This is a genomic window from Rhizorhabdus sp. GW822-FHT03C02 (assembly GCF_058801765.1).
On sequence record NZ_JBXANN010000001.1, the window covers coordinates 1030366 to 1056387 of the forward strand.

Sequence of the window (26022 nt, forward strand, 5' to 3'; positions counted from 1 at the left end):
TTCCTGGTTTGTGCGACAGGCAGGCGCATGAAGGTCTGGACAGTCCATGGGCGGGATGACAGCCTCGGGCCATGACCCTCCCGAACATGAAATCGGCAAGCCGTATCGCGCTCGCCCTGCTGCTGTCCGCGGCGTCACCCGTGCCCGCCGCACCCGCCACGTCCCCGGCGTCAGGCTATGACGCGGTCGATCCGCTGATCGGCACCGGCGGCGAGGGGCACACCTTCCCCGGGGCGGTGGCGCCGTTCGGGATGGTGCAGCTGTCGCCCGACACCGACACCAGCCACCAGATCCGCGACAGCTACAAATGGGCGGCGGGCTATCGCCATTCGGACCCGACGATCGAGGGGTTCAGCCACACCCATTTTTCGGGCGCCGGCCATTCGGATCTCGGCGATTTCCTCGTCACCGCGGTATCGGGCGAGGCGGTGCCGCTCGAGCCCGGCGATCCGGCCAGGCCCGGATCGGGTTACCGGTCGCGCTTCGATCATGCGAGCGAGGTCGCGCATCCCGGCTATTATGCGGTCACCCTCGCCGACGCAAAGGTCCGCGCCGAGCTGACCGCGGGCACCCGGATCGGCGTCCATCGCTACGGCTTCGCCCAAGGCGCCGATGCGCATATCCTGCTCGATCTGCGCAGCTCGCTCTATAATTATCCGGGCAAGATATTGTGGTCGTCGATCCGGCTGTGGCCCGACGGCACGGTCACCGGATCGCGCGAGACGCGCGGCTGGGCACCCGCGCGCAAGTTGTTCTTCGCGATGCGCTTCTCGGCGCCGCTCACCGCACACGCCTTCGTCAACAGCGAGAAGGACGTGCCCTATAAGGGCTTCCAGGGCCCTGGCCGCGGCACCGATCAGGTCGACGAACGGCTCGGCCGGGCGCTCGTCGCGCGGTTCGATTTCGGCAAGGCGCTGGCGAAGCCGCTCGAGGTCAGGGTCGCGCTGTCGTCGGTCGACGAGGCCGGCGCGATCGCCAATCTCGACAGCGAGCCCGGCGATTTCGACGCGATTCGCGCGAAGACCGAAGCCGCGTGGAAGACCGCGCTCGGTGCGGTCGACGCGGCGGCGCCGGCGGGGATCGAAAAGAGCTTCTACACCGCGCTCTATCACAGCCTGCTCGCCCCGAGCGTCGCCGGCGACGCCGATGGTCGCTATCGCGGGACCGACAATGAAGTCCACCAGGCGCAGGGCTTCACCTTCCGATCGACCTTCTCGCTGTGGGACACGTTCCGCGCCGAACATCCGCTGCTGACCCTGGTCGCGCCCAAGGCGACCAACAACGACGTCATCCGCTCGCTGATCGCCAGCCGCAACGACAGCCCCTATGGCATCCTGCCGGTCTGGCAATATCAGGGGCGCGAGACCTGGACGATGATCGGCTATCATGCGGTGCCGGTGATCGCCGACGCCTGGCTCAAGGGGATCGACGGCTTCGACCCGAACGCGGCGCTCGACGCGATGGTCGCGAGCGCGACCTATGCGCCCTATGGCGGTTTGGGCGACTATATGACGCTCGGCTATGTGCCGATCGACAAGGAGCCCGAGGCGGCGTCGAAGACGGTCGAATATGCCTATGACGACTGGACGATCGCCCAGATGGCGAAGAAGCTCGGCCGCGGCGACATCGCCGCCCGCTTCGCGAAGCGCGCCGCCAACTGGCGCAACAGCTTCGATCCGAAGACCGGCTGGCTGCGCGCGCGGCTGACCGACGGCAGTTTCCGCGCGCCGTTCGATCCGGTCTCGATCAAATATGGATCGGATTATACCGAGGGCAATGCCTGGCAATATAGCTGGTTCATGCCGCAGGATCAGGGCGGGCTGATCCGCCTGCTCGGCGGCGACAGGAAGACCGTCGCCAAGCTCGATGCAATGTTCGATTACGACAACAGCAAGCTCGATTATTCGGGCTCGGAGGACATATCCGGGCTGATCGGCCAATATATCCATGGCAACGAGCCCAGCCACCATGTCGCCTATCTCTACAACTATGCTGGCGCGCCATGGCGGACGCAGGAGCGGCTCAAGCAGATCGTCGACAGCCAGTATAAGCCGACCCCCGACGGGCTGTCGGGCAATGACGATCTCGGCCAGATGTCGGCCTGGCTGGTGTTCACCGCGCTCGGCTTCTACCCGGTCACCCCCGGCAGCCTCGAATATGTGATCGGCCGTCCGTTCCTCGACCGCGCGACGCTCACCCTGCCGAACGGCAAAAGCTTCACGATCGTCGCCGACGGGCTGTCCGAGCAGAATCGCTATATCGGCAAGGTCACCCTCGACGGTAAGCCGCTGGCGCGCGGCTTCATCCGCCATGACGAGATCATGGCGGGCGGCGAGCTGCGCTTCACGATGCAGGCGTCGCCGAACAGGAACTGGGCGGTCGCCAAGGCCGAACGCCCTTATTCGATGAGCGGCTATTGAGCCGGTATCGCGCGTCGGCCAGCTTCGTCGCACGAAGGATATAAGCCCGATGGATATAAGCCGGGTGGACATAAGGGGAGAATGAGCGGATGAAATTTGCCTTCGCGATGCCGCATCTGCTGCGGCTCAAGGCCACCACCCAGGTCTGGGAGGCGAGCGTCACCGGCGCGGTCCAGACCCGGATGGCGAAATTCGCGGACCGGATCGGCTATGACATGATCAGCGTCCCCGAACATTTCATCATCCCGAACGAGCATGTCGAACTGTCCGGGCCGCATTATTTCCATGCGGCGGCGGGGCAGGGCTATTTCGCCGGCGCGACCGAGCGGATCATGATCAACTCGTCGATCGCGATCCTGCCGCTGCAGCACCCGATCGTCACCGCCAAGGCGCTGGCGACGATCGACTGGATGAGCAGCGGCCGGATCATCGCCAGCTTCGGGGTCGGCTGGCTCGAGAAGGAGTTCGAGATCCTCGGCGTGCCTTTCCATGAGCGCGGGCGGATGAGCGACGAATATCTCGAGGCGATCATCGCGCTGTGGACCGAGGATTCGCCCTGTTTCGAAGGCAAATATGTCTCGTTCCGCGACGTCGCCTTCGAACCCAAGCCTTTTCAGAAGCCGCATCTGCCGATCTGGATCGGTGGCGATGCCGACGCCGCGCTCAGGCGCGCCGCGCGGTTCGGCACCGGCTGGTTCGCCTTCCTGACCAAGCCAGAAGACCTGCCGGCGCGGATCGACTTCATCAAGTCGCAGCCCGACTTCAAGGGCGAGCCGTTCGAGATCATGTACGGCCTGGGCACGTCGCGGATCGGCGAAGGGCATACGATCCTCGACGATCCCAAGGCGCGCCCGGGCATGAGCCTCGACGAGATCGTCGACCGCATCGGCTGGTTCAAGTCGCTCGGGGTGACGATGACCGGGGTGCCGATCCCGCCGATGCCCGATATCGAGGCCTATCTCGATTATGCCCAATGGGTGATCGAGGAGGTCAAACCCCGGACGCTGTGACCGGGCGCTGACTTATCCCAATAGTCGAAATAGTCGAAACTTTTAGCCCGTTCGTGTCGAGCGCAGTCGAGACACGCTCCACCACCGCAGCGTGTCTCGACTACGCTCGACACGAACGGAAAAGAGGGTCGAGCATTTCGACCGTTGGGATCAGAGCAGGGTCCCGCCATCGACCTGCATCACCTGGCCGGTGACGAAGCCGGCGCGGTTCGACGCGAGATAGAGCACCGCCGCCGAGACGTCCTCGGGCCGCGCGAGCTGGCGCGGCAGCGGGCCGGGCGCGCGGGCGCGCTTGGCCATGTCGGCCGGGTCGGCGCCGGCGAAGGCGGTCGAGAAGAAGCTGTTTTCGGGGTGGAAGCGGCTGCCCTTGCTGAACGCCTCGGGGTCCTGGGCGACGGTGCCATAGGGCGCAACGCAGTTGACGGTGATGTCGTGCTTGCCGACCTCCTTGGCGAGCACCCGGGTGAAGCCGTGGATCGCGCTCTTCATCGCCGAATAGACCGGCAGCATATAGTCGCCGACCAGCCCGGCGGTCGAACCGATATTGACGATCCGCCCATGGCCCTGCGCGATCATCCCGGGCAGCACCTGATGGGTCATGCGCAGGGTCGCGGTGAAATTGAGATCGATGTCGCCCTGCCAGGTCGCGGGGTCGGTATCGACGAACAGGCCGCCGGCGACATTGCCGCCGACATTGTTGACCAGCACCGCGACCGGCCCGAGCACCTCGGCCGCCTCGACGATCAGCGCCGGCGATTGCGGGTCGAGCAGGTCGGCGCGCACGAACCGCGCCGCCTGTGCGCCGCGCCGCGTCGCTTCGGCGACGACCTTCGCGCCGGCTTCCTCGTCGCGGCCGACCGCGATCAGCTTCGCGCCCTCGGCGGCGAAGTCGAGCGCGATCGCGCGGCCGATATTGGCGGTCGCGCCAGTGACGATCACGACCTTGCCGGCCAGTCCCAGGTCCATCATTCCCTCCTCGTCGGACCGTCGCTGCGGTCATCGTTCCTGTCGAACGGGGACTTGGGTGCGCGATGCTGGTAAAGCTAAGCAAGCTTAAAATCGGGCGAGAGGAGCTATCGCCGCAAACATCGCGGCGGCGTCGCTGATCGGCTTGTTATAGCCGAGGCAGGGAAGCCCCCGTTCGTGTCGAGCGTAGTCGAGACACGCTCCACCACCGATGCGTGCCTTCGGCACGCTCGACACGAACGGATAAAAGATCAGGTATTTACGCTATTTCTGCAGGCCAAAACGAAGCTTCGCGGGATCAGCCGATCATGCCGCCAGTTCGGGAAGGTCCGAACCGAGATTGCCCGCCGCGATCGCCGCCTGGGTGCGGTTGCGGACGTTGAGCTTGCGCATCAGCGCGGTCATGTGGACCTTGACCGTCGCCTCGGCCATGCCGAGTTCGAAGGCGATCTGCTTGTTGAGCAGCCCTGAATGCACGCAGCGCAGCACCTTGAGCTGGGTGGGTGTCAGATGACGTGCCGCAGACATAGGGCCGGCACCTTCGGTGCCGCGATGGTCGGAAACCCCGTTCAGATCAAAAGCGACCTGCATCCTTCCTCTCCCGTCTCCGATCCGCTTTGCGCGGATATGTTGAAGGCCGATCGGCCCGCCTGGCAGACTATTCTTGCACGGACGATAAGAGAAGTAGTCAGACAGATTCAAGGAAAATTTCGTCTATATCGCCGATTCATGCTTCTCATTGGCTATTTCATCGATAAGTTGTCTAACAGGTTCCGGCCAAGCGCCCAGAGGATCGAAGCAGCGGAAGGGGAGACGATGGCAGAAGTGGCGCGTTCGAATGTGCGCAAACCCCGTTCATGCCAGCGCGTCATATCGTGCCGGTAGGTGATCCGATGACTCCCGAGGATTACCGGCTCGTCTTCTCGGCGATCGCCGGCATCGCGCTCTCGATCGCGCTGATCATCCGCGGCCGGCTGCATCCGTTCGTCGGGTTGCTCTGCGGCGCCTTCACGGTCGGCCTGCTCAGCGGGCTGCCGATGGCGGACACCGCGAAAGCGGTCGAGAAGGGGGTCGGCACGATCCTCGGCGGCACCGGCCTGGTCGTCGCGCTCGGGCTGGGGCTGGGGGCGATGCTGCAGCTGTCGGACGGCGCCGGCGGACTGGCACGGGCCGCGCTGCGGCTGTCGGGGGTCAGGGGCGCGCCCTGGGCGAGTCTGGCGACCTCGCTGGTGATCGGGCTGCCGCTGTTCTTCGAAACCGGGCTGGTGCTGCTGCTGCCGATCGTCGCGGCCGCCGCCGCGGCGCTGCCGCGGGGCGGCAACGAGGACGAGGCCAAGCTGCGGCTGATGCTGCCCGCGCTGGCCGGGCTGTCGGTGGTCCATGCACTGGTGCCGCCGCATCCGGGGCCGCTGCTCGCGGTCGACGCGCTCGGCGCGAGCCTCGGGCGAACGCTGCTCTATGGCCTGATCGTCGGCATCCCCACCGCGATCGTCGCGGGCCCGCTGCTCGCGCGCTTCACCGCGCCGGGCGTCAAGCTCAGCCCGCCGCTGCTTGATCCGATCCGGCTCGAGGTCGCGACGCCGGCGGTGTGGCGCGCGCTGATCGCGGTGCTGCTGCCGGTCGTGCTGATCACCGCGGGTCAGTCGCTCGCCTGGCTGCCGCCCTCGCTGGCGTCGCGGCTGAGCTGGCTCGGCGGGATCAGCGATCCGGTGGTCGCGCTGCTGATCGCGACGCTGGTCGCACTGCCGCTGCTGTTCGGTCGCAAGATCACCGATCGCACGATCCAGAATGCGGTGTGGAAAGAGGCGATGGCGCCGGCGGGGGCGATCCTGCTGGCGATCGGCGCGGGCGGCGCGCTCAAGCAGGTGCTCGTCACCGCCGGCCTGTCGGACATGCTGGTGCGGCTGGCGTCGGGCGGGACGATCTCGCCGCTGCTGCTCGGCTGGGGCGTGTCGGTGTGCATCCGGCTGGCGACGGGATCGGCGACGGTCGCGACGATCACCGCGGCCGGGGTGATGAGCGGGCTGGTCGCGACATCGGGGGTGTCGCCCGAGTGGATGGTGCTGGCGATCGGCGCCGGATCGCTGTTCTTCTCGCACGTCAACGATCCCGGTTTCTGGCTGGTCAAAAGCTATCTCGGCACCGACATGCCGGGCACCTTCCGGACATGGTCGATCATGGAGACGGTGGTCGCGGTGGTGGGCTTGCTGTTGGTGCTCGCCGCGAGCAGTGTCCTGTGACCGACCGCGGGTAGAATGTTCGTGACAGTTTCGAGCGACAGGCAGGTTTCGCCATGAGCCAGATCCGGCTTTCCGACCGTGCCTATTCGGGCATCGTCGAGATCATCAAATCCGAGGAGCTCGACGTCGGCGACCGGCTGCCGTCGGAGGCCGGCCTTGCCGAGATGTTCGGGGTGTCGCGCGCGATCGTCCGCGAAGCGCTGGTGCGGCTGGCGTCGGACGGGATCACCGAGGCGCGGCGCGGCGCCGGTTCGTTCGTCAAGAGCCGCCCATCAGAACGGCTGGTGGCGTTCATGCCGATCGCCGAACTGCCCGCGACGCTCGGCAGCTATGAGGTGCGCTTCGTCCTCGAGGCCGAGGCGGCGCGGCTCGCGGCCGCGCGCCGGTCGGCGGCGGAAATGGCGCATATCGAAGAGGGGCTGCAATTGCTGACCGAGGCGCTGATGTCGAACGCGCCCGCCCATGCCGAGGATATGGAGCTTCACCGCCGCATCGCCGAGGCGACCGGCAACCCGGCGTTCATCGCCGCGTTCGATTCGCTGTGGCACGATGTCGAGCGGGTGATGCGCGCGGGCGTCGACATCTCGCGCTCGCGCCCGCCCGAGGTGATCGCGACGATGCTGCGTGAGCATGAGGTGATCGTCGATGCGATCCGGGCCGGCGATGCCGACGGTGCGGCGCTGGCGATGCGCTGGCATCTGTGGGAGGGGCGGCGGCGGCTGATGCCGTGACCGGGGTTCGGGTCAGCGTAACTGGTCGCTGACATAGCCGTCATCCCGGACTTGATCCGGGATCTCCCTTCTTCTTCCGCGCGCGAAGGCAAGGAGATCCCGGGTCAAGCCCGGGATGACGAAGAAGGCAGCGGTCTATGGGCTCAGGCTCTGGGCGCGTCGGCTGCCATGGCCTCGATCCAGCCCAAGGCGCTGTCGCACAACGCGGCGGGCGAGGCGGTCGCGCACAGCGTCAGTGCGGATTCTTCCGGCGCCGGCGGTTCGAGCGTGGCCAGCTGGCTGTCGAGCAGGCTGGCCGGCATATAATGGCCGGTGCGATGGGTCAGCCGCGCGAGCAGCTCGTCGCGCCGGCTGTCGAGGAACAGGAAATGGGCAGGGGGGGCGACGATCGCGCGGAGCCGGTCGCGATAGGATCGCCGCAGCGCCGAGCAGGCCGCGATCGCCATGCCGTGCGATTGCGCCGCCGATGCGGCTGCGTGGCCGAGGCGGTCGAGCCAGGGCCAGCGATCCGCGTCGGTCAGCGGATCGCCGCCCTTCATCTTCGCGACCGCGGCGTCGGAATGATAATCGTCGCCTTCGAGGAAGGGGCAGCCCAGCCGCCCGGCGAGCAGCCGCCCGACCGTCGATTTGCCGCAGCCGCTGACTCCCATCACGAAGAGGACGAGCGGGCGGGAAGCAGAAGAGACTGGCAAAGCTGGTTCCCGCATCTGGGCGGCGCCTTCGGCACCGGCATGTCGCCGCTATAAGGGCGGACCGGATCGGCTGAAAACTACGACCTTGGTCGCAAGTGCCAAGCGCGAGGCCGCGATTTATCCCCGGCAGACGGCGTAGCAGCGGGTCGGGGCAGGCATGATAACGGTCGGATATGGTGTGATGGCGGGCCTGCTGGCGACGGCGGCGCTGGTGATACCGGGGCATGCGGGCGCTGCCGGGGTGTCGGTGTTTCCGGCGATACCCGACGAACCCCATGCGGTGATCGTCAAGGCACGCGGGGACGGCCGTGCCGACGACAGCGACGCGATCCAGCAGGCCTTGGACAAGGCGCGCGACAAGACCGGCCATGGCCTCGTCTTCCTGCCGTCGGGGCGATACCGGATCACCCGCACGCTGGTGGTGCCGGCGGGTGTCCGGATTTTCGGCGCCGGGGCGACCCGCCCGGTCATCCTGCTGGCGCCGCATACGCCCGGTTTCCAGGTCGGGGTCTCGACGATGATCGTCTTCGCCGGCGGCGACCAATATGATGTCGGGAAGGTGCCGGTGCCGGTGCCGACGGTGGTGCCTCGCGACAGGATCGTCCGCGACGCCAATTCGGGCACCTTCTATTCGGCGATGAGCAATGTCGACATCGAGATCGGCGCGGGCAACCCCGCCGCCGCCGGGGTCCGCTTCCGCCTCGCCCAGCACGGCTTCCTCAGCCATATGGAGTTCCGCCTGGGATCGGCATTCGCCGGGGTCTACCAGGCCGGCAACGTCTTGGAGAATGTCCATTTCCATGGCGGCCGCTACGGCATCGTCAGCGAAAAGACCTCGCCCGCCTGGCAGTTCACCCTGCTCGATTCGAGCTTCGACGGGCAGCGCGACGCGGCGATCCGCGAGCATGAGGTCGACCTGACCCTGGTCAATGTCGCGATGCGCGACGTGCCGGTCGGGATCGAGATCGACCGCGGCTACAGCGATTCGCTGTGGGGCAAGAATGTCCGGTTCGACAATGTCCGCCGCGCCGCGGTGCTGATATCGAACGAGACCAGCGTCTTCACCCAGATCGGCTTCGACAATGCCGTCGCCACGCGGACCCCGGTGTTCGCCCGCTTCCGCGACAGCGGCCGGACGGTGGCCGGCAAGGGCAATGCCTATCGGGTCGCGTCGTTCAGCCATGGCCTAGCGGTTCCGGCGCTCGGGGAGATGGGCCGATCGCGCACCGATGCCGCGGTCGAGGCGCTGGCATCGGCACCGCCCGCGCCATCGCCGGCGATCCGCGACCTGCCGGCGATGGCGGAGTGGACCAATGTGCGGCGGCTGGGCGTCGCCGGCGACGCCCAGACCGACGACACCGCCGCGATCCAGCGGGCGATCGACAGCCACCGCATCCTTTATTTCCCGATCGGTTTCTACAAGGTCGGCGGCACCCTCAGGCTGCGGCCGGACACGGTGCTGATCGGCCTGCATCCGGCGATCACCCAGTTGTTCGTCCCCGACGACGATCCGGGCCATGCCGGGGTGGGGACGGTGCTGCCGATCGTCGAGAGCCCGCGCGGCGGCGACAATATCGTCTCGGGTCTCGGCCTGTTCACCGGCCGGGTGAACCCGCGCGCATCGGCGCTGCTGTGGCGTTCGGGCGCGAACAGCCTGGTCGAGGACGTCAAGATCATGGGCGGCGGCGGCACCCCGACCGCCGACGGCCGGACGCTCGGCGCGGCGGCGGCGCACAGCGGCGATCCGGTCGCCGACGGCCGGTGGGACGCGCAATATCCGAGCATCTGGGTCACCGACAATGGTGGCGGCACCTTCGCCAATGTCTGGAGCCCGAACACGTTCGCGCAGGCCGGATTCCATGTCACCGACACCGATACGCCGGGCCATGTCTACGAGATGTCGGTCGAACATCATGCCCGCAACGAGATCGTGCTCGACAATGTCCGCAACTGGGAATTCCTGGCGCCGCAGACCGAGCAGGAGGTCGGCGACGGCCCGGACGCGATCTCGCTCGAGATTCGCAATTCGCACAACCTGCTGTTCGCCAACTATCATGCCTATCGGGTGACGCGCAGCTATCATCCCGCGCGCAGCGCCGCCAGACTGTTCAATTCGGGGGATATCCGTTTCCGCAACGTCCATGTGAACGCCGAGAGCGGTTTCGCGACCTGCGACGACGAAGGCTGCGGCACCTTCCTGCGCGCGGGCAAATATCCGTTCGACAATGCGATCGAGGACATGACGGCAAAAAAGGTCGTGCGCGAGCGCGAGTTCGCCAGCCTCGACATCGGCGCGACGACCGCCGACGCTATGGCATCGTCCACCACCGTCAAGGTCGACAAGCTCGAAGAAGGCTTCTGGTCGATCTCGGGCGCCGCGGTCGACGCGAAAGGCGCGCTCTATTTCATCGACCGGCATTTCCAGCGCATCCACCGCTGGACCGCGGCGAGGGGGCTCGAGATCGTCCGCGACCATGCGCTCGATCCGGTCAACCTGGCGATCGACGGATCGGGCCATCTGATGGTGCTGTCCTCGCTCGGTGCGAAGGGGGCGGTCTATTCGATCGACCCCGATGGCCCCAAGGACCGGCTGACGGTAATCGCGCCGACCCCGGCTGGCGGGGCGCCCGGGGCGCGGACGCTGCTGCCGGTCAACTGGTGGGTCAATGGCGAGTTTCGCGATCAGCTCGACCCCGGGACCTATCAATTCGCGACGCTCGCCGAGCTGTTCGCGGCGGAGGCGGGCACGCCCAAGCCCGGCGAATATCGCTCGCCCGACGGCAGCCTCTCGCTGCCGGCGTTCCGGGTCTACCAGCAGGGACCAGCCGATCATGTCGGGTGGCGCTGGTCCGACAGCCTCAACGCCAATGGCCTGGTCGGTGCGAAGCAGGGCGAGCGGCTGTTCGTCACCAACGGGTCCGAGAACATCACCTATAGCGGCCGGGTCGGCGCCGGCGGCACCCTTACCGACCTGCGCCGCTTTGCCGACCGCGGCGGCGAGAGCGTCGCAGTCGATGGCGAGGGACGGGTCTATGTCGCGAACGGGCAGGTCTTCGTCTATGCGCCCGACGGCCGTGAAACGGGCCGGATCGACGTGCCCGACCGGCCCTTGCAGATCCTGTTCGGCGGGCCCGACCGGCGGACGCTGTTCATCCTGACGCACCACGCGCTCTACGCCGCGCGGCCGTGAGAACAGGCTTACGACTTAGGTCGTAAGTGCGTCGGGGCGGGCGGCGCGATAGGTTTCGAACATGCCGTCGATCATGCGCGCGACAGCGCTGACGAAGGCCAGCGAAGACAATGGGGGGAAGGATCGATGAAGGTGAATATCGCTATCCGGCGGTTGTGGGGCACCGCAAGCCTGGCGGCACTGGCCGCTTTCTGCCTGGCGGACGCCGCCCAGGCGCAGGCCGTGGCGGCACCCGACGCCGCCAAGGCTCCGGCCGACCCGGCCGGCACCGACGATGCCGCCGCACGCCAGGATGCCGAGATCATCGTCACCGGATCGCGCATCACCACCAGCGGCTTCAACGCGCCGACCCCGACCACGGTGATCGGCGACACCCAGATCGCCAACAATGCCCAGCCCAACATCTTCAACACCATCGCCCAATTGCCGTCGCTGCAGGGATCGACCGGCGCCACCACCGGCACCTTCAGCACCTCCAGCGGGCAGCAGGGGCTCAGTTCCTTCTCGCTGCGCGGGCTCGGCACGATCCGTACGCTGACGCTGCTCGACGGCCAGCGCGTGGTCGGCGCCAACGTCACCGGCGTGCCCGACATCAGCCTGTTCCCGCAGCTTCTGGTCAAGCGGGTCGACGTCGTCACCGGCGGCGCATCGGCCTCCTATGGATCGGATGCGGTCGGCGGCGTCGTCAACTTCATCACCGACACCAAGTTCGAAGGCTTCAAGGGCAATATCCAGGGCGGCATCACCCGCTACAACGACAATCAGCAGGGGCTGGTCCAGGCCGCCTATGGCAAGGCGTTCGGCCGCTTCCATGTCGTGATCAGCGGCGAATATGATCATGAGGACGGCGTCGGCGCCGGCAATTTCAACACCGACCTGGCGGGCAGCCGCGACTGGTACCGCGCCACCACCCTGGTCAACACCGGCGTGCTCAACAGCACCTCGCCGCAATATCTCTACCGCGATCTCGGCCAGCCCTATCAATATGCCAAATATGGGCTGATCAATGCCGGGCCGCTGCAGGGCATCGCCTTCGACGCGAGCGGCCAGCCGGTCAATTTCAACTATGGATCGGGCGGGGTGCCCGCCAAGGACGCCAACGGCAATGTCACCGGCTGTTTCGTCGGCTTCTGCGTCGGCGGCGACATGTCGGGCCATGTCGGTTCGGGGACCTCGCTGCAGTCGGCGCTGCAGCGGATCAACGGCTATACGCGGCTGGCCTATGAATTCGCCGACAACAATGAATTCTACACCACCGTCAACGTCGCGCAGGTCAAGACCCACAACCAGCCCAACCCCGGCGCGGCGCGGACCGACATCACCATCCAATGTTCCAATCCCTATCTGCCGGCATCGGTGCGGGCGTTGTGCGCGACCGCGGGGATCACCAGCTTCCGCTATGGCCTGAGCAACGCGATCCTGCCCAACATCAAGGTCTATACCGACCGCCGCCAATATCGCTTCGTCGGCGGCGCGAAGGGCCAGTTCGGGCTGGCCGGCACCAACTGGAACTATGATGCCTTTTACGAGCATGGCATCAACATCACCGACATCCATGTCGAGAACATCATGCTCAACCGCCGCTACAACCAGGCGGTCAACGCGGTGGTGCTCAACGGCGCGATCGTCTGCAGCGATGCCGCCGCGCGCGCCGCGGGATGCCAGCCGATCAACATTTTTGGTAACGTTACCCCGTCGTCGGCGGCGCTCGCCTATATCACCCCGGAGAACGGGCCGTTCCAGCACACGCGGCAGACCCAGGACGTCGCCAGCCTCAACCTGTCGGGGAGCCCGTTCGCGTCGTGGGCGGGGCCGGTCTCGGTCGCGTTCGGCGGCGAATATCGCCGCGAATATTACCGGGTGAACGCCGATCCCTATGGCGCGGGCGTGTCGGCGACCAGCCCCAATTCGGCCGACTACCCCGCCGATCCCGTGCTGCTGGCGGACGGCAACAACTGGTATGCCGGCAACTACAAGAATGGCCGCGGCAAATATGACGTCGCCGAGGGCTTTCTCGAGGCCGATGTCCCGCTGCTCGATTCCGAAAGCCTCGGCCGCGCCAATCTGAATGCCGCGGCGCGCGTCACCCATTACAGCACCTCGGGCACGGTCTGGTCGTGGAAGGTCGGCGGCACCTGGGACACGCCGATCGACGCGGTGCGGTTGCGCGCGGTGACCTCGCGCGACGTGCGCGCGCCCAACCTGTCCGAACTGTTCGCCGCGCCGACGACGACGACGGTGCCGAACTTCACCGATCCCTTCACCAACACCCAGGTGCTGATCATCCAGAATTCGATCGGCAACAGCGCGCTGAAGCCCGAGATCGCGCGCAACACCGAATTGGGGATCGTGCTCGCCCGGCCGGCCTGGCTGCCGGGGCTGAGCCTGTCGTTGGATTATTACGACATCAAGCTCAAGGGGGTGATCGCCAGCCTGACCGCGGCGCAGATCGTCAATCTCTGCTTCCAAGGCAACACATCGACCTGCGGTGCCTTCAACCTGCGCAACACCAACGGCCCGAATTTCGTCAACGTCCAGGCGTTCAACCTGGCGTCGATCAAGAGCAACGGTTTCGACATCGAGGCGAGCTATCAGTGGCAGCAGCCGCTGGGGCTCGACGGCTCGTTCACGGTGCGCGCGCTTGCCACCCATGTCCGCAAGTTCGTCACCGACACCGGCCTGCCGGGCACGATCCCGGTCGATACCGCCGGATCGAATGCCGGGGCGACCCCCGACTGGAAATGGCTGGCGATCCAGACCTACGAAGCCGACAGGTTCAGCATCACCGTGCAGGAGCGCTGGTTCAGCGACGGGGTGATCGGCCATCAATATATCGAGTGCCAGGCGGGAAGCTGCCCGGCCTCGACCGTCAACCGCCCGACGATCGACCGCAACCGGATGAAGGGCGCCTTCTATGTCGATCTCGGCGGCTCCTACAACATCACCAGCAGCATCAAGGCCTATTTCAAGGTCGACAATATGTTCGACCATGATCCGGAGCCGATGCCGCAGACCAATACCGGCCTCGACATCAATCCGGCGCTCTACGACACGCTCGGCCGGACCTATCGCGCCGGCGTCCGCGTCAGCTTCTAGGACCGATCGACATTCACTCGGACTGGCCTGCAAACGGCGCTTTTCTGCGCTTCCGGTGCTCAGGTACATTAAAGTACCCTGCGCGCCGGTTCTCGAAAAACACCATTTTCGTCACAGCCCGAGCCGAATGTCGATCGGTCCTGGACCTTGTAGAAACTGAGCGATCCATAGTCCCCAACTTGTCCCGGCCGGTCTGGCCGGGACATCTGTTTTTCAGGAGATACGCCATGTATCGCGGCCTTGGTGGCGGAGTGTTGTTCGTCCTGTCGGCGCTGGCGACGGCGCAGGCAGCGTCGGCATCGCCATCGGTCTATGCGGTCGCGCCCGACGATCCGGCGGCGGTGGTCGTGAAGGGCAAGCACGACGGCCGCGCCGACGACAGCGCTGCGATCCAGAAGGCGATCGACGTCGCCGCCGAAAAGGGCGGCGGCGGGATCGTGTTCGTGCCGCAGGGCACCTACCGGATCGGCCGCACCATCTTCCTGTGGCCGGGGGTGCGCATCTTCGGCATCGGCGACAAAAGGCCGCTGTTCCTGCTCGGCGCGAACACGCCCGGCTTCCAGCGCGGCGTCGCCCATATGCTGATCTTCGCCGGCGGCCGGCGCGAGCGCGATCCCAAGGAGGCGCAGCCGATCGCCTTTCCGCCGCCGGGCAGCGTGCCGTTCAATCCCGACGTCGCCGACGCCAATCCGGGCACCTTCTATTCGGCGCTGGCCAATATCGATTTCCGGATCATGGACGGCAATCCCGCCGCGACCGCGATCCGGTTCCATGCCGCGCAGCACAGCTTCGTCAGCCATGCCGATTTCGACATCGGCTCGGGCCTGGCCGGGCTCTACCATGTCGCCAACGAGGCCGAGGATCTGCATTTCCGCGGTGGCCGCTACGGCATCCTCGCCGAGAAGACCTCGCCGGCCTGGCCGTTCGCGCTGGTCGATTCGACCTTCGAGGGCCAGCGCGACGCCGCGATCCGCGAACATGAGGCCGGTCTGACGCTGGTCAATGTCGGCATCCGCGACACCCCGGTCGGGATCGAGATCGACCGCGGCTATGGCGACTGGCTGTGGGGACAGGATGTCCGGTTCGAGAATATCGCGAAAGCCGGGGTGATCATTTCGAACGAGGACAATGTCTATACTCAGATCGGCTTCCAGAATGTCGTCGCCGCCAACATGCCGGTGTTCGCGCGCTTCCGCGACAGCGGCAGGACGGTGGCGGGGAAGGGGGCGGGGAAGGGCGCGGGGAAGGGGAGCGCGTACAAGGTCGCGTCGTTCAGCTATGGCCTGACCCTGCCAGGCCCGGGCAAGATGGGCGAGTACAGGACGCAGATGCAGGCCGAGCGGATCGCCCGGCTGCCGGTGCCGGACAGGCCCGCGATCCGGGCGCTGCCGCCGGTGTCGGACTGGGTCAATGTCCGGACGATGGGCGCCAAGGGCGACAACCGCACCGACGATACCGCCGCGATCCAGAAGGCGATCGACACGCACCGCGTGGTCTATCTGCCGACGGGCTTCTACATTGTCGGCGATACGCTGCGGCTGCGGCCCGACACGGTGCTGATCGGCCTGCACCCCAGCCTGACCCAGATCGTGCTGCCCGATCATAGCCCCGGCTTCCAGGGCGTCGGCGCGCCCAAGGCGCTGGTCGAGACCGCGCAGGGCGGGGATGCGATCGTCGCCGGGATCGGCCTCAACACCAATGGCGTCAACCCGCGGGCGACGGCCCTGCTGTGGATGGCGGGGGCCGGATCGATGGCGAACGACGTCAAGTTCCAGGGCGGGCATGGCACCAACGCCTATGACGGCACCCGCATCAGCCCCTACAACAACAACCAGTCGGCCGATCCCGATACGGCCAGACGCTGGGACGGGCAGAACGCCAGCCTGTGGGTCACCCGTGGCGGCGGCGGGACCTTCGCCAATATCTGGAGCCCGAGCAGCTTCGCGCATCCCGGCATCCTGATCTCCGACACCGAAACGCCGGGGCGGATCATCCAGGCGTCGGTCGAGCATCATGTCCGCACCGAGATCGGCCTCAACCGCGTCGCCAACTGGGAATTGCTGGCGCCGCAGACCGAGGGCGAGGCCGGCGAAAGCGGCGACGCGGTCGCGCTCGAGATCCGCAATTCGCGCAACATCCTGGTGGCGAATTTCCATGGTTATCGGGTCACCCGGACGCGCAAGGCGGCGCCGGCGGCGGTAACGCTCTATAATTCGCAGGATATCCGGTTCCGGAACCTCCATGTGAACGGCGAAAGCGGCGTCGGCACCTGCGACGAACATGGCTGCGCGACCTTTCTGCGCCTGACCAAATTCCCCTATGAGAATGCGATCGTCGACGTCACCCATGGGCTGGAGGTGCGCGAGCGCGAGTTCGCGGTGCTCGACGTGCCCACCCGGCCGGCGCCGGTGCCGGCCACAAGTTTCGGGGGCGGGAAGGTCGAAAAGCTCGCCGACGGTTTCCATTCGATCGGCGGCGGCGCGGTCGACGCCAAGGGTGGGGTCTATTTCGTTGATCGCCGCTTCCAGCGGATCTGGCGCTGGTCGGAGGACCGCAAGCTCGAGATCGTCCGCGACGCGCCGGTCGATCCGGTCAACCTGACGATCGACCGGTCGGGGAATGTGATGGTGCTGTCGTCCGACGGCCGCAACGGCACCGTCTATAGTTTCAAGCCCGGTGCGCCCGACACCGAACTGACCGTCATCCCGCCGACCCCGGTGGCCGCGCATGCCGACGCCGCCGCCGTGCTGCCGGTCAATCTGTGGATCAACGGCGAGTTCAGGGACCAGATCGACCCCGACACCTATCGGTTCACCACCCTGGCCGAGATGTTCGTGCGCGAGATGGCGCTGCCCAAGCCGCAGGAATATGTCTCGCCCGACGGCAGCATCGCGCTGCCGGCCTATCGGGTGTTCCAGCAGGGGCCGTCCGATGCCCGGGGCCTGCGTTTCTCGGACTCGCTCGACAGCTATGGCTTCGTCCAGGGCAGGCCGGGCGAGCGGGTCTTCCTGACCAACGCGTCGGAGAACCGCACCTATAGCGGGCTGGTCGGGCCGGGCGGGGCGGTCACCGACCTGCGGCGCTTCGCCGACCGCGGCGGCGAAGGGGTCGCGACCGATGGCCAGGGCCGGGTCTATGTCGCCAATGGCCAGGTCTTCGTCTACGCTAGGGACGGCCAGGAGATCGGCCGGATCGACGTGCCCGAACGCCCGCTCCAGCTGCTGTTCGGCGGGCCGGACAAGGACATATTGTTCATCCTTGCGCACCACGCGCTCTACGCATGGCGTAAACCGTAAGCAGGGCCGCCAGCGCCGGGACGCCCACCCGCGCGGCTATCGTTCCGGATGGGGGGAGGTGGTTCGGCCGCGTGATTTGACCTGCCCGGCGATCCGGCGAATAAGGGACCGGAAACATGGGGTTGGGGGACCCGGATATGGTTCTGGATCACCAACCTATGCGTCCTGCCGACCGGTTCGTGCATCACCGCCTGCCGATCGCGATCATCCTGCTCGGGCTCGCGTTACGGGGGCTGGCGATCCTGCTGTTCCCGGTCGATCCGATCTCCGATTATGTCTGGTATCTCGATCGCGGACGCGAACTCGCCGCGGGTCTCGGCTATGTCGATGCGGGCATTCCCACCGCCTATTGGCCGGTCGGCTATCCGGCGATCCTCGCCGCGATCATCGCGATCACCGGCAGCGATGTCGCGGCGCCGCTGATCGCCAATCTTCTGTTCGCGGCGGCGACGGGGTGGGGGATGGTCGCGCTGGGCGACCGGCTGGGCATGCCGCGGCCCGCGACTGTCGTGGCGCTGCTGCTATGGGCGATCTACCCCAATGCGATCTTCTACGCCCCCCAGTTCGCCAGCGAGGGCCCCTATGCCCCGCTGCTGCTGTGGGGGCTGGTGCTGCTGATCGACCGCCGCTGGTCCTTCGCGATCCTGTCGGGGGTGCTGTTCGGGATCGCGACCCTGATCAAGGCGCAGTCCTATGTGCTGCCGTTGCCGGCGCTGCTGCTGCTGTGGGCGATGCGGCCCGGCATCGGCTGGCGCGGGATCGTCGCGCGGGCGCTGCTGCTCCATGTCGCGATGTTCGCGGTGATCGCGCCCTGGACGATCCGCAACTATCGGCTGTTCGGCGAACCGGTGATGGTCTCGACCAATGGCGGCGCGACCCTGCTCAACGGCAACAACGACCTGGCGACCGGCGGCTATATCAACGATGCCGAGGTGCCGGCGATCGAGCGGGTCTATGCGCGGACCGGCGTACCGAGGGACCAGCGGACGCTGCGCCAGCTCGAATATGACCACCGCGCCAAGGCGCTCGGCTGGCAATGGATCCGCGAGCATCCCGGCGCCTTCGCCGCGCTGATCCCGCGCAAGCTCGCCGGGCTGTGGCTGACCGACGGCGAGGCGGCCTGGGCCTATGAGATGCAGTTCCCCGGGGCCGCGCGGGCGATCCGGGTCGTGCGGATCGCCGACGAACTCCTCTATCTGGCGATCCTCGCGCTGGCGCTGTGCGGCTTCGTCGCGGCCTGCCACAGGCTGATCGTGCGGCGCGCGATGCCCGGCGAGGCGATGCTGTTCCTGTTCCCCGGCTTCATCACCGCGATCGCGATCGTCTTTTCGGGCCAGTCGCGCTTCCATGCGCCGGCGATGCCGTTCCTGATGATGGCGGCGGCCTGGTGGGGCTGGACGCGCTGGCAGGCGTGGCGGGCAGGGCCACAGGCGACGTCCGCGGCGGGATAGATCTCAACTCGCGTCGGTTCGTGCATCTCGTGCGTCGAGCGCGCGGCGGATCTCGGCGTGGCGGGCCCGGTCGATCGGGAAGCCGTGGATGAGCGCCGCCGAGATGCTGTGCGCGATCGCGGGGCCGAGCGCGAACACCAGCGCGAGCCCCTGGAGCGCCGCCGGCGCATTGGGCTTGACCGGATCGAAGCCAAACCAGGCGACCAGCGGCAGGGCGATGCCGATCGCGGCGGCCATGCCGGCCTTTTGCGAGATGCTGAACACCGAGAAGAACAAGGCGGCGCGGTCGGTGCCGGTGGCGAGCCGATGGCGGTCGGCGACGTCGGCGACCATCGAGCGCAGCATCAGATTGCCCGAACCCTGCGCGAGCCCCTGCGCGACGGTGAGGATCAGCAGCAGCGCGATCTGGCCCGGCTGGACGAGCAGCAGCGCGAGGTTGATGCCGGCCTGGAGCAGCTCGGCGACGACCGCGGTGCGGTGCTTGCCCAGCCGGCGCGCCACCACCGCCCAGATCGGGCCGGCGACGATGCCGAACAGGAATTGCGCGAGATAGAGGCCGCTCGCCCATTTCGGCAGCCCGACATAATAGCTGACATAGAAGACGATCAGTCCGCCGCGCATGCCCTGGCCGACCGAGACCGCGAAATCGGACAGCAGCACCCGCACCAGTGGCCCTTCGCGCAGGATCAGCCGCGATGCGGTGCCGAACGGCATGCGCGGCCGTGCGGGCGTGGCAGGGATGCGGGGTTCGGGAAAGGCGCGCAGGCTGAGCAGCAGGGTCGGCGGCAGCGTCAGCAGGATCACCCCGCCCATCGCATAGAGTTTGAGCGCGGCGTCGTTGGGACGCAGCTGATCGATCAGGGTCGGCAGCACCAGGATCAGCAGCAGCGCCACCGCCGAGACGACGGTCTGCACCGTCGCCACCCGGGTACGCTCATGATATTCGCCCGACACCTCGCCCGACCAGGCGAGATAGGGAATGTAGATCATCGACCAAGCGAGATAGAAGGCGAACAGCGCCGCCGCGAGATAGAGCGGGGTCACCGGCAGGAACGGGAAGAACAGGAAGATCGTCGCGACCGCATAGAGCGCGGCACCCGCGACGATCCACGGCTTGCGGCGGCCATGGCGGCCATGGCTGCGGTCGCTGAGCAGGCCGACGATCGGATCGGCGACCGTCCCCCAGATCCGTTCGGCGAGGAAGATCGTACCGAGCATCGTCAGCGAGAGGCCGAAATGCTGGGCGTAGAGCGTCGGCAGATAGACCCCGATCGGCAGCTGTGCGGCGGTGATCGGCAGCAGGATCGCGGCGAAGCGGACCAGCCGTGTGGTCGGCAGCGGGCCGGGCGGGGCGTCGGCCGCCGCCGAAGGCGAGGATGTCCCCGAAATGGTCGTTGCCATGGCTCAGCCTCCTCGCGCCCCTGTGCCCGATCATCCCCACCGCGCGAAAGCCGGGGGTGTCGATGCGTCACCACGGGTCCCACCGATGCCGGGTCGCACCGGTTGCCCGTCGATATAAGCAGCGTGGTAGACAAGAGGGTGGCGGGCAAGAAAGAGACTCTATCGCCGCCGAAAGCGACGGAAGCGCGCATCGGCGATCGGGATCGCGGTTGCGGTCGTGCGGAATGCCGGCCTTTGAAAGCGCTCACAAGCGGGTCGGTCGACCATGCCCACGGAAAAAACTGATCCATTTCGGTGAGATGCGGGAAATATCTGATAGCGCGAGTCAAGGGGGTTGCGCCATGAGGCGCGCATCGGCGCGGCGTCTCGAGCATCCGGTGGTTGAAAATAAGTTATTGATTATAGGGAAAGAATCTGATTGTTAAAGTTGGTGTCATAATTGCTTCCAGTTTATTTCATGAATGAAAAAATCCGGTGGCAATCAAAATTGTTATAAATCATCACATATTGAAGATGCTCTCGTTTCGGTATGAATCCTCATGCCGAAAGAATCCTGTTGACGGAAAGTCGATCGAGTCGCATCTTTCGAATCATGGACTTACTGAGAAATGTCCTTCAGACAATCTGTGGTCTAGCAAACACACATCTCAATAATATCGATCGGCGACCGGATGATTGGGTCTCGCTGACAAGTATCGTTGACCATGATGGATCAATAAATCAGGCGACTCGGGGCAGGATTGTGATGAGTGTTTACAACATCACACGCGAATCTTTCGCAAGCAGCTATGCGCCAGTATTATCGCGCCAGGCCGGTGGCGATCCGCTTAACGGATTGGCTGTCGTTGCGCCGCCGATATATCTCGATGTCCATCTGGTCTTCATGGCGAACTTCATCGAGCGCAGTTATCCCGATGGTCTTGCCGCTTTATCGCGGCTGATCAGTTTTTTTCAGCAGACACAGGTGTTTACACCACAAAATGCACCCGATCTCGCACCCGAGATCGACAAGCTGACGCTCGATCTCGAAAATCTTACGCCGGTCGACGTCAACTATGTCATGAGCATGCTCGGTACCCGCTATCTGCCGAGCGCTTTCTACCAGCTGCGGATGATCCCGTTCGCGTCTTCGGCGATGCTGGCACGCGCCTATCCGGTGGCGGTCGGCGACACCGCGCTGACCGCGTCATGACGCGCCCGCGCAAGGCGCAGGCGGCGACGCCTGCGACGGTCCAGCCGCGCATCACCCTGTTCCGGGTGCGCTTCGCCCATGGCTATTATAACGCCAATGGCGATCGCTGCCCCGATTTCTCGATCCTCCCGACCCCCGACAGCGCCACGTTGATGCAGTCGGTGCGCATCACCGTCCACGACCAGGGCGACGGTTTCATGGTGACGATGCCGGGCACGCGCCGCGCGGCGCTGGCCAACGCGCTCGCCACGAACGGCGCCGCGCGCCTCGGCATCATGCTGGTCCTGAAAAATCCGGCGTTCGTAGGCTTCACCGCGCTGCCGATCGAGACCTCGCCGATGCGCACGATCATCCATGGCAGCAATCTTGCGACCAACGGCGTCGGGCCGGCGCGCCGTTTCGGTGCGGGTGCCGCGGTCGGCGCCGATGCGCTGGTGCCGATCACCGGTGCCACGATCGCGCTGTCTTCGCCGGTCGCCGGGACCGTCACCGCTCATGATATCGCCGGCAAGCCGGTCGCCAGCGTCGCCGTCGCGCCCGGCGCGGCGGCGACGCTGTCGTTCGCCGGTCTCGATTATGGGCTCTATACGCTGTCCGCGGTGCCCGTGCGCGCCTATCGCGGCCCGGCGGCGCTGGCCTATATGCCGCCGCCGCCGGCCGCTACGGGCCTGCTCGATCTCCTGCTGGTGCAGCCCGCGGACGGCAGCGGCGATCCGGCCGCCTTTCCGGTTTCCGCCGACGGCGCGACGATCGCGCCGGTCGACCTGACGCTGCGCTTCGATGCGCGCGAGACCTATTGGCGCTATTATGTCGTGGCCGGGCAGGCGGCGCGATCGGCCGAGGAACTCGCGATCACCGGGGGCGGGATGCGCTTCACCAGGGCGCCGGCGATCCTGCCCAATGGCGACAGCGCGACTTTGTTCACCGCGACCCGGCCGCTGGCGCTGTCGCAGCAGATGTCGGTCCGCTACAGCCTGTCGGGGCAGGGCCATGGCGGCAACGGCCAGCGCGACGACATCCATATCGCCCGGCTGCCCAATGCGCCGACCGCGCCGGTGTGGCCGGCCGCCGGCCAGGCGCTGGCCGGCACGTCCGAAATCTTCGTCTATCTATGACCGTTCAAGCAAGGAAACGCCCCGAAGCGGTGCCGCCGCATCCCAGCCTCCGATCATCGTCGCGCTGGATATACGTGATTTCGAAGTTGCCGGGCGGTTCCGCCTGCCACAGTCATTCTAGTCACAAAGGAAGATGCCAATGTCGATCGTGACTGCAACAAGCTCCTATCTCGCGCGCGTGACGCCGGGCGTCTACACGACCGAGATCGACGCGTTCGGCACGGGGATCGTCGGGGTCGCGACCGCGGTGCCGATCTTCATCGGCTATACCGAATTCGCCGGCGATCCGACCACCGGCGCGCCGCTGTACAATCAGCCGGTGCCGATTTCGTCGATGATGGAATATGGCCAATATTTCGGCGGCGCCGCGCCGGCGGGCTTCGCGGTCGCGCCGATCGGCAACCCCAATCCGCCGTCGGGAAGCGGTTCGGGCGCGAGCGGCAGCGGCAGTGCGTCGTCGGGTTCGATCGCGTCGACCGAGGTCCCCGCCTTCTACGCCTCCTATGTGCCGGCGACCGGTACCGCGGCGATCACGCCCTTTTCGCTGCAGTCGACCGCCGAGGCCGGCGAGATCACCCAGTTCAACCTCTATTGGGCAATGCAGGCCTTCTTCGCCAATGGCGGCAGCCAGTGCTACGTCCTGTCGGTCGGCAGCTACTGGGTCGGGCAGAGCCCGACCAGCACCCCGACCCCGACCGCGCAATGGTTTCTCGACAGCATCGGCGGCACGCCGCTCGCCAATGGCGTGCTCGCCGCGGGCTATGCCACCGGGCCGACCATGACCGTGGTTCCCGAGGCCTGCCTGCTCGGAGCGTCGGACTATGGCAATGTGGTCACGACGATGCTCAGCCAGGCATCGGTGCTCAAGGACCGGGTCGCGATCATCGATCCGCCGGGGGTGCTGTCGGCCAACACGCTGACGCTGCTCGAGGCGGCGCAGACCAACCTGGCCACCGCGATCGCGCCGGCGATCTCGGGCGCCAGCTATGGCGCGGTCTATGCGCCCGCGATCAACGCGGCGGTGGTGTCGCCCAGCAACATCCTCTACACCAACCTGGTCGACGCCAGCGGCAACAACGCGACGATCAACAACATCCTGACCACCCAGGCGGCCCAGCTCTATTCGGGTGCGGCGCTGACCAGCGTGCAGGCCGCGATCGCGACCGCCTTTCCGGTGAGCGCCAAAGGGGCGCAATATTCGCTCAGCGGTAGCGGCTATCCGACGATCCAGAATCAGACGCTCGCCGAATGGGAGCTGGCGCTCGACAATTTCCTGCTGAGCACGCTGCCGGTGTTCAAGCAGATCGAGACGCTGGTCGCGGCGGCGATGAACATATTGCCGGTCAGCCCGTTCGCCGCCGGGGTCTGGGCGGCGAGCGATTCACGCAACGGCGTGTGGAACGCGCCGGCCAATATCGCGCTCGCCTCGGCGGTGTCGCCGCTCTACATCATGAGCGACGCCGACCAGGGCGGGTTCAACGTGCCGGTCAACGGCCAGGCGATCAACATCATCCGCGCGCAGCCGAGCCGCGGCAATGTCGTGTGGGGTGCGCGCACGCTTGACGGCAACAGCCTCGACTATCGCTATATCCAGGTGCGGCGCACGCTGATCTATATCGAGCAGTCGATCCAGCAGGCGCTGGCACCCTATGTGTTCGCCGCCAACGACTCGCTGACCTGGTCGACGGTGAGCGCCGCGATCTCAAGCTTCCTGACCGATCTGTGGCAGCGGGGCGGATTGATGGGGGCCAAGCCCAGCGACGCCTTCACCGTGTCGGTCGGGCTGGGTTCGACGATGACCGCCCAGGATGTCCTCAACGGCTATATGATCGTCGCGGTCACGCTGCAGCTGATCCATCCTGCCGAGTTCATCGAACTGACCTTCACCCAGACGATGGGGAGCTGACCCGGCGCCCGACGCCGATCCCTTTCCGCCCCGGACCGGATCCGTTTCGAATTGATCGGATCCCGTCCGAATATCCTTTGATTTCCGTGATGTTCGAGCCGGCAGTTCTTCATCTGCCTCGACATCACTCCAGCCGAGGACTGCATCATGACCGGAGAGACGCAGAACACCACCTGGCCGTTGCCCAAATTCTATTTTTCGGTGACCGGCATGCCCGGAAACCCGGTGTTCCAGGAAGTATCGGGCCTGGAAACCGAGGTCCAGGTGATCGAATATCGGGCCGGCAACAGCGGTATCTTCGCCCCGATCAAGATGCCGGGGCTCGCCAAGGTCGGCAACATCACGATGAAGAAGGGCATCTTCGTGACCGACCAGATCCTGTGGACCTGGTTCAAGTCGATCACGATGAACACGATCGCGCGATCGACGATCGTCGTGAACCTGATGGATCAGACCGGCACCGCCCAATATATGTGGCAGCTCAACAACGCCTTTCCGACCAAATTGTCGGGCACCGACATGAAATCGGACGGCAACGAGGTCGCGGTCGAGAGCATCGAGGTCGCGTACGAGACGATGAGCATCACGATGGGCGGATGATCCGACATGCCGGCGACGAAATATTATCCGCCTCCCGCCTTCGCCTTTTCGGTGGGGATCGCGGCGGCATCGTCACCGGTGCTGTCGGGCAATATCGACGCCAGCTTCCAGGAAGTGTCGGGGATCGATTCGAAGGTCGATCTCCAGGAGGTCGTCGAGGGCGGGCTCAACGCCTATGTCCATCAATTGCCCGGGGCGACCAAACATTCGAACCTGGTGATGAAGCGGGGCTATGTCGTGCAGAAGTCGGCGCTCGCCGACTGGGCGGGGCAGAGCGTCGGATCGTCCTATGGCACGCCGATCGTCACCAAGACGATCAGCGTGTTCCTGCTCGGTCCCGACGGCAAGGCGCTGGCCACCTGGACCTTCCTCAACGCCTGGCCGGTGAAGTGGGAGGTCGGCCCGTTCGATTCGACCAACTCGTCGAAGGTTCTCACCCAGTCGCTCGAGCTGTCCTACACCACGGTCACCAGCGCGGCGCGGGCGGCGACGGGCTGAACAGGGTCGGGCGCCGCCCGGGAAGATCGATCATGGCTCTGGAAATCAGCGAAATCAGCATCAGGCTGGCGGTCGGCGAGCCCGCCGCGGCGCGGCCGTCCGACCCGTCCGCCGACGACCGTCCGGCGGCGGCGCTCAGCCCGCACGAGATCGACGAGCTGGTGCGCCGCTGCGTCCAGGACGTGATCGCCGCGCTGCGCCTGATGGGGGACCGCTGA

At 66.2% G+C, this 26022-nt stretch carries 18 protein-coding genes; 14 read left to right on the forward strand and 4 right to left on the reverse strand.

All coding sequences use genetic code 11. The annotated features are described in order from the left end of the window. The first annotated feature begins 71 nt into the window (after window positions 1-71). On the forward strand, window positions 72-2420 hold the full coding sequence (locus AC1RM6_RS04845) for a GH92 family glycosyl hydrolase (protein WP_493098615.1): 2349 nt from the start codon (window positions 72-74) through the stop codon (window positions 2418-2420). Window positions 2421-2509: 89 nt separating this feature from the next. Next, window positions 2510-3430 (forward strand): TIGR03619 family F420-dependent LLM class oxidoreductase, encoded by a 921-nt coding sequence (locus tag AC1RM6_RS04850; protein ID WP_493098617.1) that lies wholly within the window; start codon window positions 2510-2512, stop codon window positions 3428-3430. 150 nt (window positions 3431-3580) lie between these two features. On the opposite strand, the gene AC1RM6_RS04855 is transcribed toward AC1RM6_RS04850, so the two are convergent. Both AC1RM6_RS04855 and AC1RM6_RS04860 read right to left on the reverse strand, forming a co-directional pair. Continuing rightward, window positions 3581-4396, reverse strand: coding sequence for an SDR family NAD(P)-dependent oxidoreductase (locus tag AC1RM6_RS04855; protein ID WP_493098619.1), 816 nt, complete (start codon window positions 4394-4396; stop codon window positions 3581-3583). Window positions 4397-4702: 306 nt separating this feature from the next. Beyond that, entirely contained in the window at window positions 4703-4924 is a 222-nt protein-coding gene (locus AC1RM6_RS04860; protein ID WP_493099542.1) for a helix-turn-helix domain-containing protein, read from the reverse strand. Window positions 4925-5289: 365 nt separating this feature from the next. Between AC1RM6_RS04860 and AC1RM6_RS04865 the strand changes: the two genes are divergently transcribed. Together AC1RM6_RS04865 and AC1RM6_RS04870 are read left to right on the forward strand one after the other, a co-directional pair. After that, complete coding sequence (locus AC1RM6_RS04865) at window positions 5290-6636, forward strand: GntP family permease (RefSeq protein WP_493098621.1); 1347 nt, start codon at window positions 5290-5292, stop codon at window positions 6634-6636. Between the two features lie 53 nt (window positions 6637-6689). Next, on the forward strand, window positions 6690-7367 hold the full coding sequence (locus AC1RM6_RS04870) for a FadR/GntR family transcriptional regulator (RefSeq protein ID WP_493098623.1): 678 nt from the start codon (window positions 6690-6692) through the stop codon (window positions 7365-7367). A gap of 143 nt (window positions 7368-7510) precedes the next feature. Here the strand turns inward: AC1RM6_RS04870 and AC1RM6_RS04875 are convergent, their stop codons facing one another. Further along, entirely contained in the window at window positions 7511-8074 is a 564-nt protein-coding gene (locus AC1RM6_RS04875) for a gluconokinase (RefSeq protein ID WP_493098625.1), read from the reverse strand. Window positions 8075-8240: 166 nt separating this feature from the next. On the opposite strand from AC1RM6_RS04875, the gene AC1RM6_RS04880 reads away from it, so the two are divergent. The 4 genes from AC1RM6_RS04880 to AC1RM6_RS04895 all read left to right on the forward strand — a co-directional run bounded on the left by AC1RM6_RS04880 (window position 8241) and on the right by AC1RM6_RS04895 (window position 19092). Next, window positions 8241-11249, forward strand: a complete 3009-nt coding sequence (locus AC1RM6_RS04880) for a glycosyl hydrolase family 28-related protein (RefSeq protein WP_493098627.1) — start codon at window positions 8241-8243, stop codon at window positions 11247-11249. Between the two features lie 126 nt (window positions 11250-11375). Then, on the forward strand, window positions 11376-14345 hold the full coding sequence (locus AC1RM6_RS04885; RefSeq protein ID WP_493098629.1) for a TonB-dependent receptor plug domain-containing protein: 2970 nt from the start codon (window positions 11376-11378) through the stop codon (window positions 14343-14345). 227 nt (window positions 14346-14572) lie between these two features. Then, window positions 14573-17641 (forward strand): glycosyl hydrolase family 28-related protein, encoded by a 3069-nt coding sequence (locus AC1RM6_RS04890; protein WP_493098631.1) that lies wholly within the window; start codon window positions 14573-14575, stop codon window positions 17639-17641. Between the two features lie 158 nt (window positions 17642-17799). Further along, on the forward strand, window positions 17800-19092 hold the full coding sequence (locus AC1RM6_RS04895) for a glycosyl transferase (RefSeq protein WP_493098633.1): 1293 nt from the start codon (window positions 17800-17802) through the stop codon (window positions 19090-19092). Window positions 19093-19095: 3 nt separating this feature from the next. Here the strand turns inward: AC1RM6_RS04895 and AC1RM6_RS04900 are convergent, their stop codons facing one another. After that, window positions 19096-20493 carry an MFS transporter gene (locus AC1RM6_RS04900; RefSeq protein ID WP_493098635.1) on the reverse strand — a complete coding sequence of 466 codons (1398 nt, stop codon included), beginning with the start codon at window positions 20491-20493 and terminating at the stop codon, window positions 19096-19098. Window positions 20494-21085: 592 nt separating this feature from the next. Between AC1RM6_RS04900 and AC1RM6_RS04905 the strand changes: the two genes are divergently transcribed. The 6 genes from AC1RM6_RS04905 to AC1RM6_RS04930 all read left to right on the forward strand — a co-directional run bounded on the left by AC1RM6_RS04905 (window position 21086) and on the right by AC1RM6_RS04930 (window position 26022). Further along, window positions 21086-21685, forward strand: coding sequence for a Pvc16 family protein (locus AC1RM6_RS04905; RefSeq protein ID WP_493099544.1), 600 nt, complete (start codon window positions 21086-21088; stop codon window positions 21683-21685). Beyond that, window positions 21682-22800 (forward strand): hypothetical protein, encoded by a 1119-nt coding sequence (locus AC1RM6_RS04910; protein WP_493098637.1) that lies wholly within the window; start codon window positions 21682-21684, stop codon window positions 22798-22800. The genes AC1RM6_RS04905 and AC1RM6_RS04910 overlap by 4 nt, the downstream gene beginning before the upstream one ends. A gap of 139 nt (window positions 22801-22939) precedes the next feature. After that, on the forward strand, window positions 22940-24706 hold the full coding sequence (locus tag AC1RM6_RS04915; RefSeq protein ID WP_493098639.1) for a phage tail sheath C-terminal domain-containing protein: 1767 nt from the start codon (window positions 22940-22942) through the stop codon (window positions 24704-24706). 147 nt (window positions 24707-24853) lie between these two features. Continuing rightward, window positions 24854-25306, forward strand: a complete 453-nt coding sequence (locus tag AC1RM6_RS04920) for a phage tail protein (protein ID WP_493098641.1) — start codon at window positions 24854-24856, stop codon at window positions 25304-25306. Window positions 25307-25312: 6 nt separating this feature from the next. Continuing rightward, window positions 25313-25804, forward strand: a complete 492-nt coding sequence (locus AC1RM6_RS04925; protein WP_493098643.1) for a phage tail protein — start codon at window positions 25313-25315, stop codon at window positions 25802-25804. A gap of 32 nt (window positions 25805-25836) precedes the next feature. Then, the gene (locus AC1RM6_RS04930; RefSeq protein ID WP_493098645.1) at window positions 25837-26022 is read left to right on the forward strand and encodes a DUF5908 family protein; all 186 of its coding nucleotides are present in this window, start codon (window positions 25837-25839) and stop codon (window positions 26020-26022) included.

Bases quoted from the DNA above. Each gene is read 5' to 3' on its own strand.
- AC1RM6_RS04875 (WP_493098625.1), bottom strand. From the start codon at position 8,074: ATGCGGGAACCAGCTTTGCCAGTCTCTTCTGCTTCCCGCCCGCTCGTC.
- AC1RM6_RS04890 (WP_493098631.1), top strand. From the start codon at position 14,573: ATGTATCGCGGCCTTGGTGGCGGAGTGTTGTTCGTCCTGTCGGCGCTG.
- AC1RM6_RS04865 (WP_493098621.1), top strand. From the start codon at position 5,290: ATGACTCCCGAGGATTACCGGCTCGTCTTCTCGGCGATCGCCGGCATC.
- AC1RM6_RS04920 (WP_493098641.1), top strand. From the start codon at position 24,854: ATGACCGGAGAGACGCAGAACACCACCTGGCCGTTGCCCAAATTCTAT.
- AC1RM6_RS04855 (WP_493098619.1), bottom strand. From the start codon at position 4,396: ATGGACCTGGGACTGGCCGGCAAGGTCGTGATCGTCACTGGCGCGACC.
- AC1RM6_RS04845 (WP_493098615.1), top strand. From the start codon at position 72: ATGACCCTCCCGAACATGAAATCGGCAAGCCGTATCGCGCTCGCCCTG.
- AC1RM6_RS04895 (WP_493098633.1), top strand. From the start codon at position 17,800: ATGCGTCCTGCCGACCGGTTCGTGCATCACCGCCTGCCGATCGCGATC.
- AC1RM6_RS04930 (WP_493098645.1), top strand. From the start codon at position 25,837: ATGGCTCTGGAAATCAGCGAAATCAGCATCAGGCTGGCGGTCGGCGAG.
- AC1RM6_RS04860 (WP_493099542.1), bottom strand. From the start codon at position 4,924: ATGTCTGCGGCACGTCATCTGACACCCACCCAGCTCAAGGTGCTGCGC.
- AC1RM6_RS04880 (WP_493098627.1), top strand. From the start codon at position 8,241: ATGGCGGGCCTGCTGGCGACGGCGGCGCTGGTGATACCGGGGCATGCG.
- AC1RM6_RS04905 (WP_493099544.1), top strand. From the start codon at position 21,086: ATGGACTTACTGAGAAATGTCCTTCAGACAATCTGTGGTCTAGCAAAC.
- AC1RM6_RS04900 (WP_493098635.1), bottom strand. From the start codon at position 20,493: ATGGCAACGACCATTTCGGGGACATCCTCGCCTTCGGCGGCGGCCGAC.
- AC1RM6_RS04885 (WP_493098629.1), top strand. From the start codon at position 11,376: ATGAAGGTGAATATCGCTATCCGGCGGTTGTGGGGCACCGCAAGCCTG.
- AC1RM6_RS04870 (WP_493098623.1), top strand. From the start codon at position 6,690: ATGAGCCAGATCCGGCTTTCCGACCGTGCCTATTCGGGCATCGTCGAG.
- AC1RM6_RS04850 (WP_493098617.1), top strand. From the start codon at position 2,510: ATGAAATTTGCCTTCGCGATGCCGCATCTGCTGCGGCTCAAGGCCACC.
- AC1RM6_RS04925 (WP_493098643.1), top strand. From the start codon at position 25,313: ATGCCGGCGACGAAATATTATCCGCCTCCCGCCTTCGCCTTTTCGGTG.
- AC1RM6_RS04910 (WP_493098637.1), top strand. From the start codon at position 21,682: ATGACGCGCCCGCGCAAGGCGCAGGCGGCGACGCCTGCGACGGTCCAG.
- AC1RM6_RS04915 (WP_493098639.1), top strand. From the start codon at position 22,940: ATGTCGATCGTGACTGCAACAAGCTCCTATCTCGCGCGCGTGACGCCG.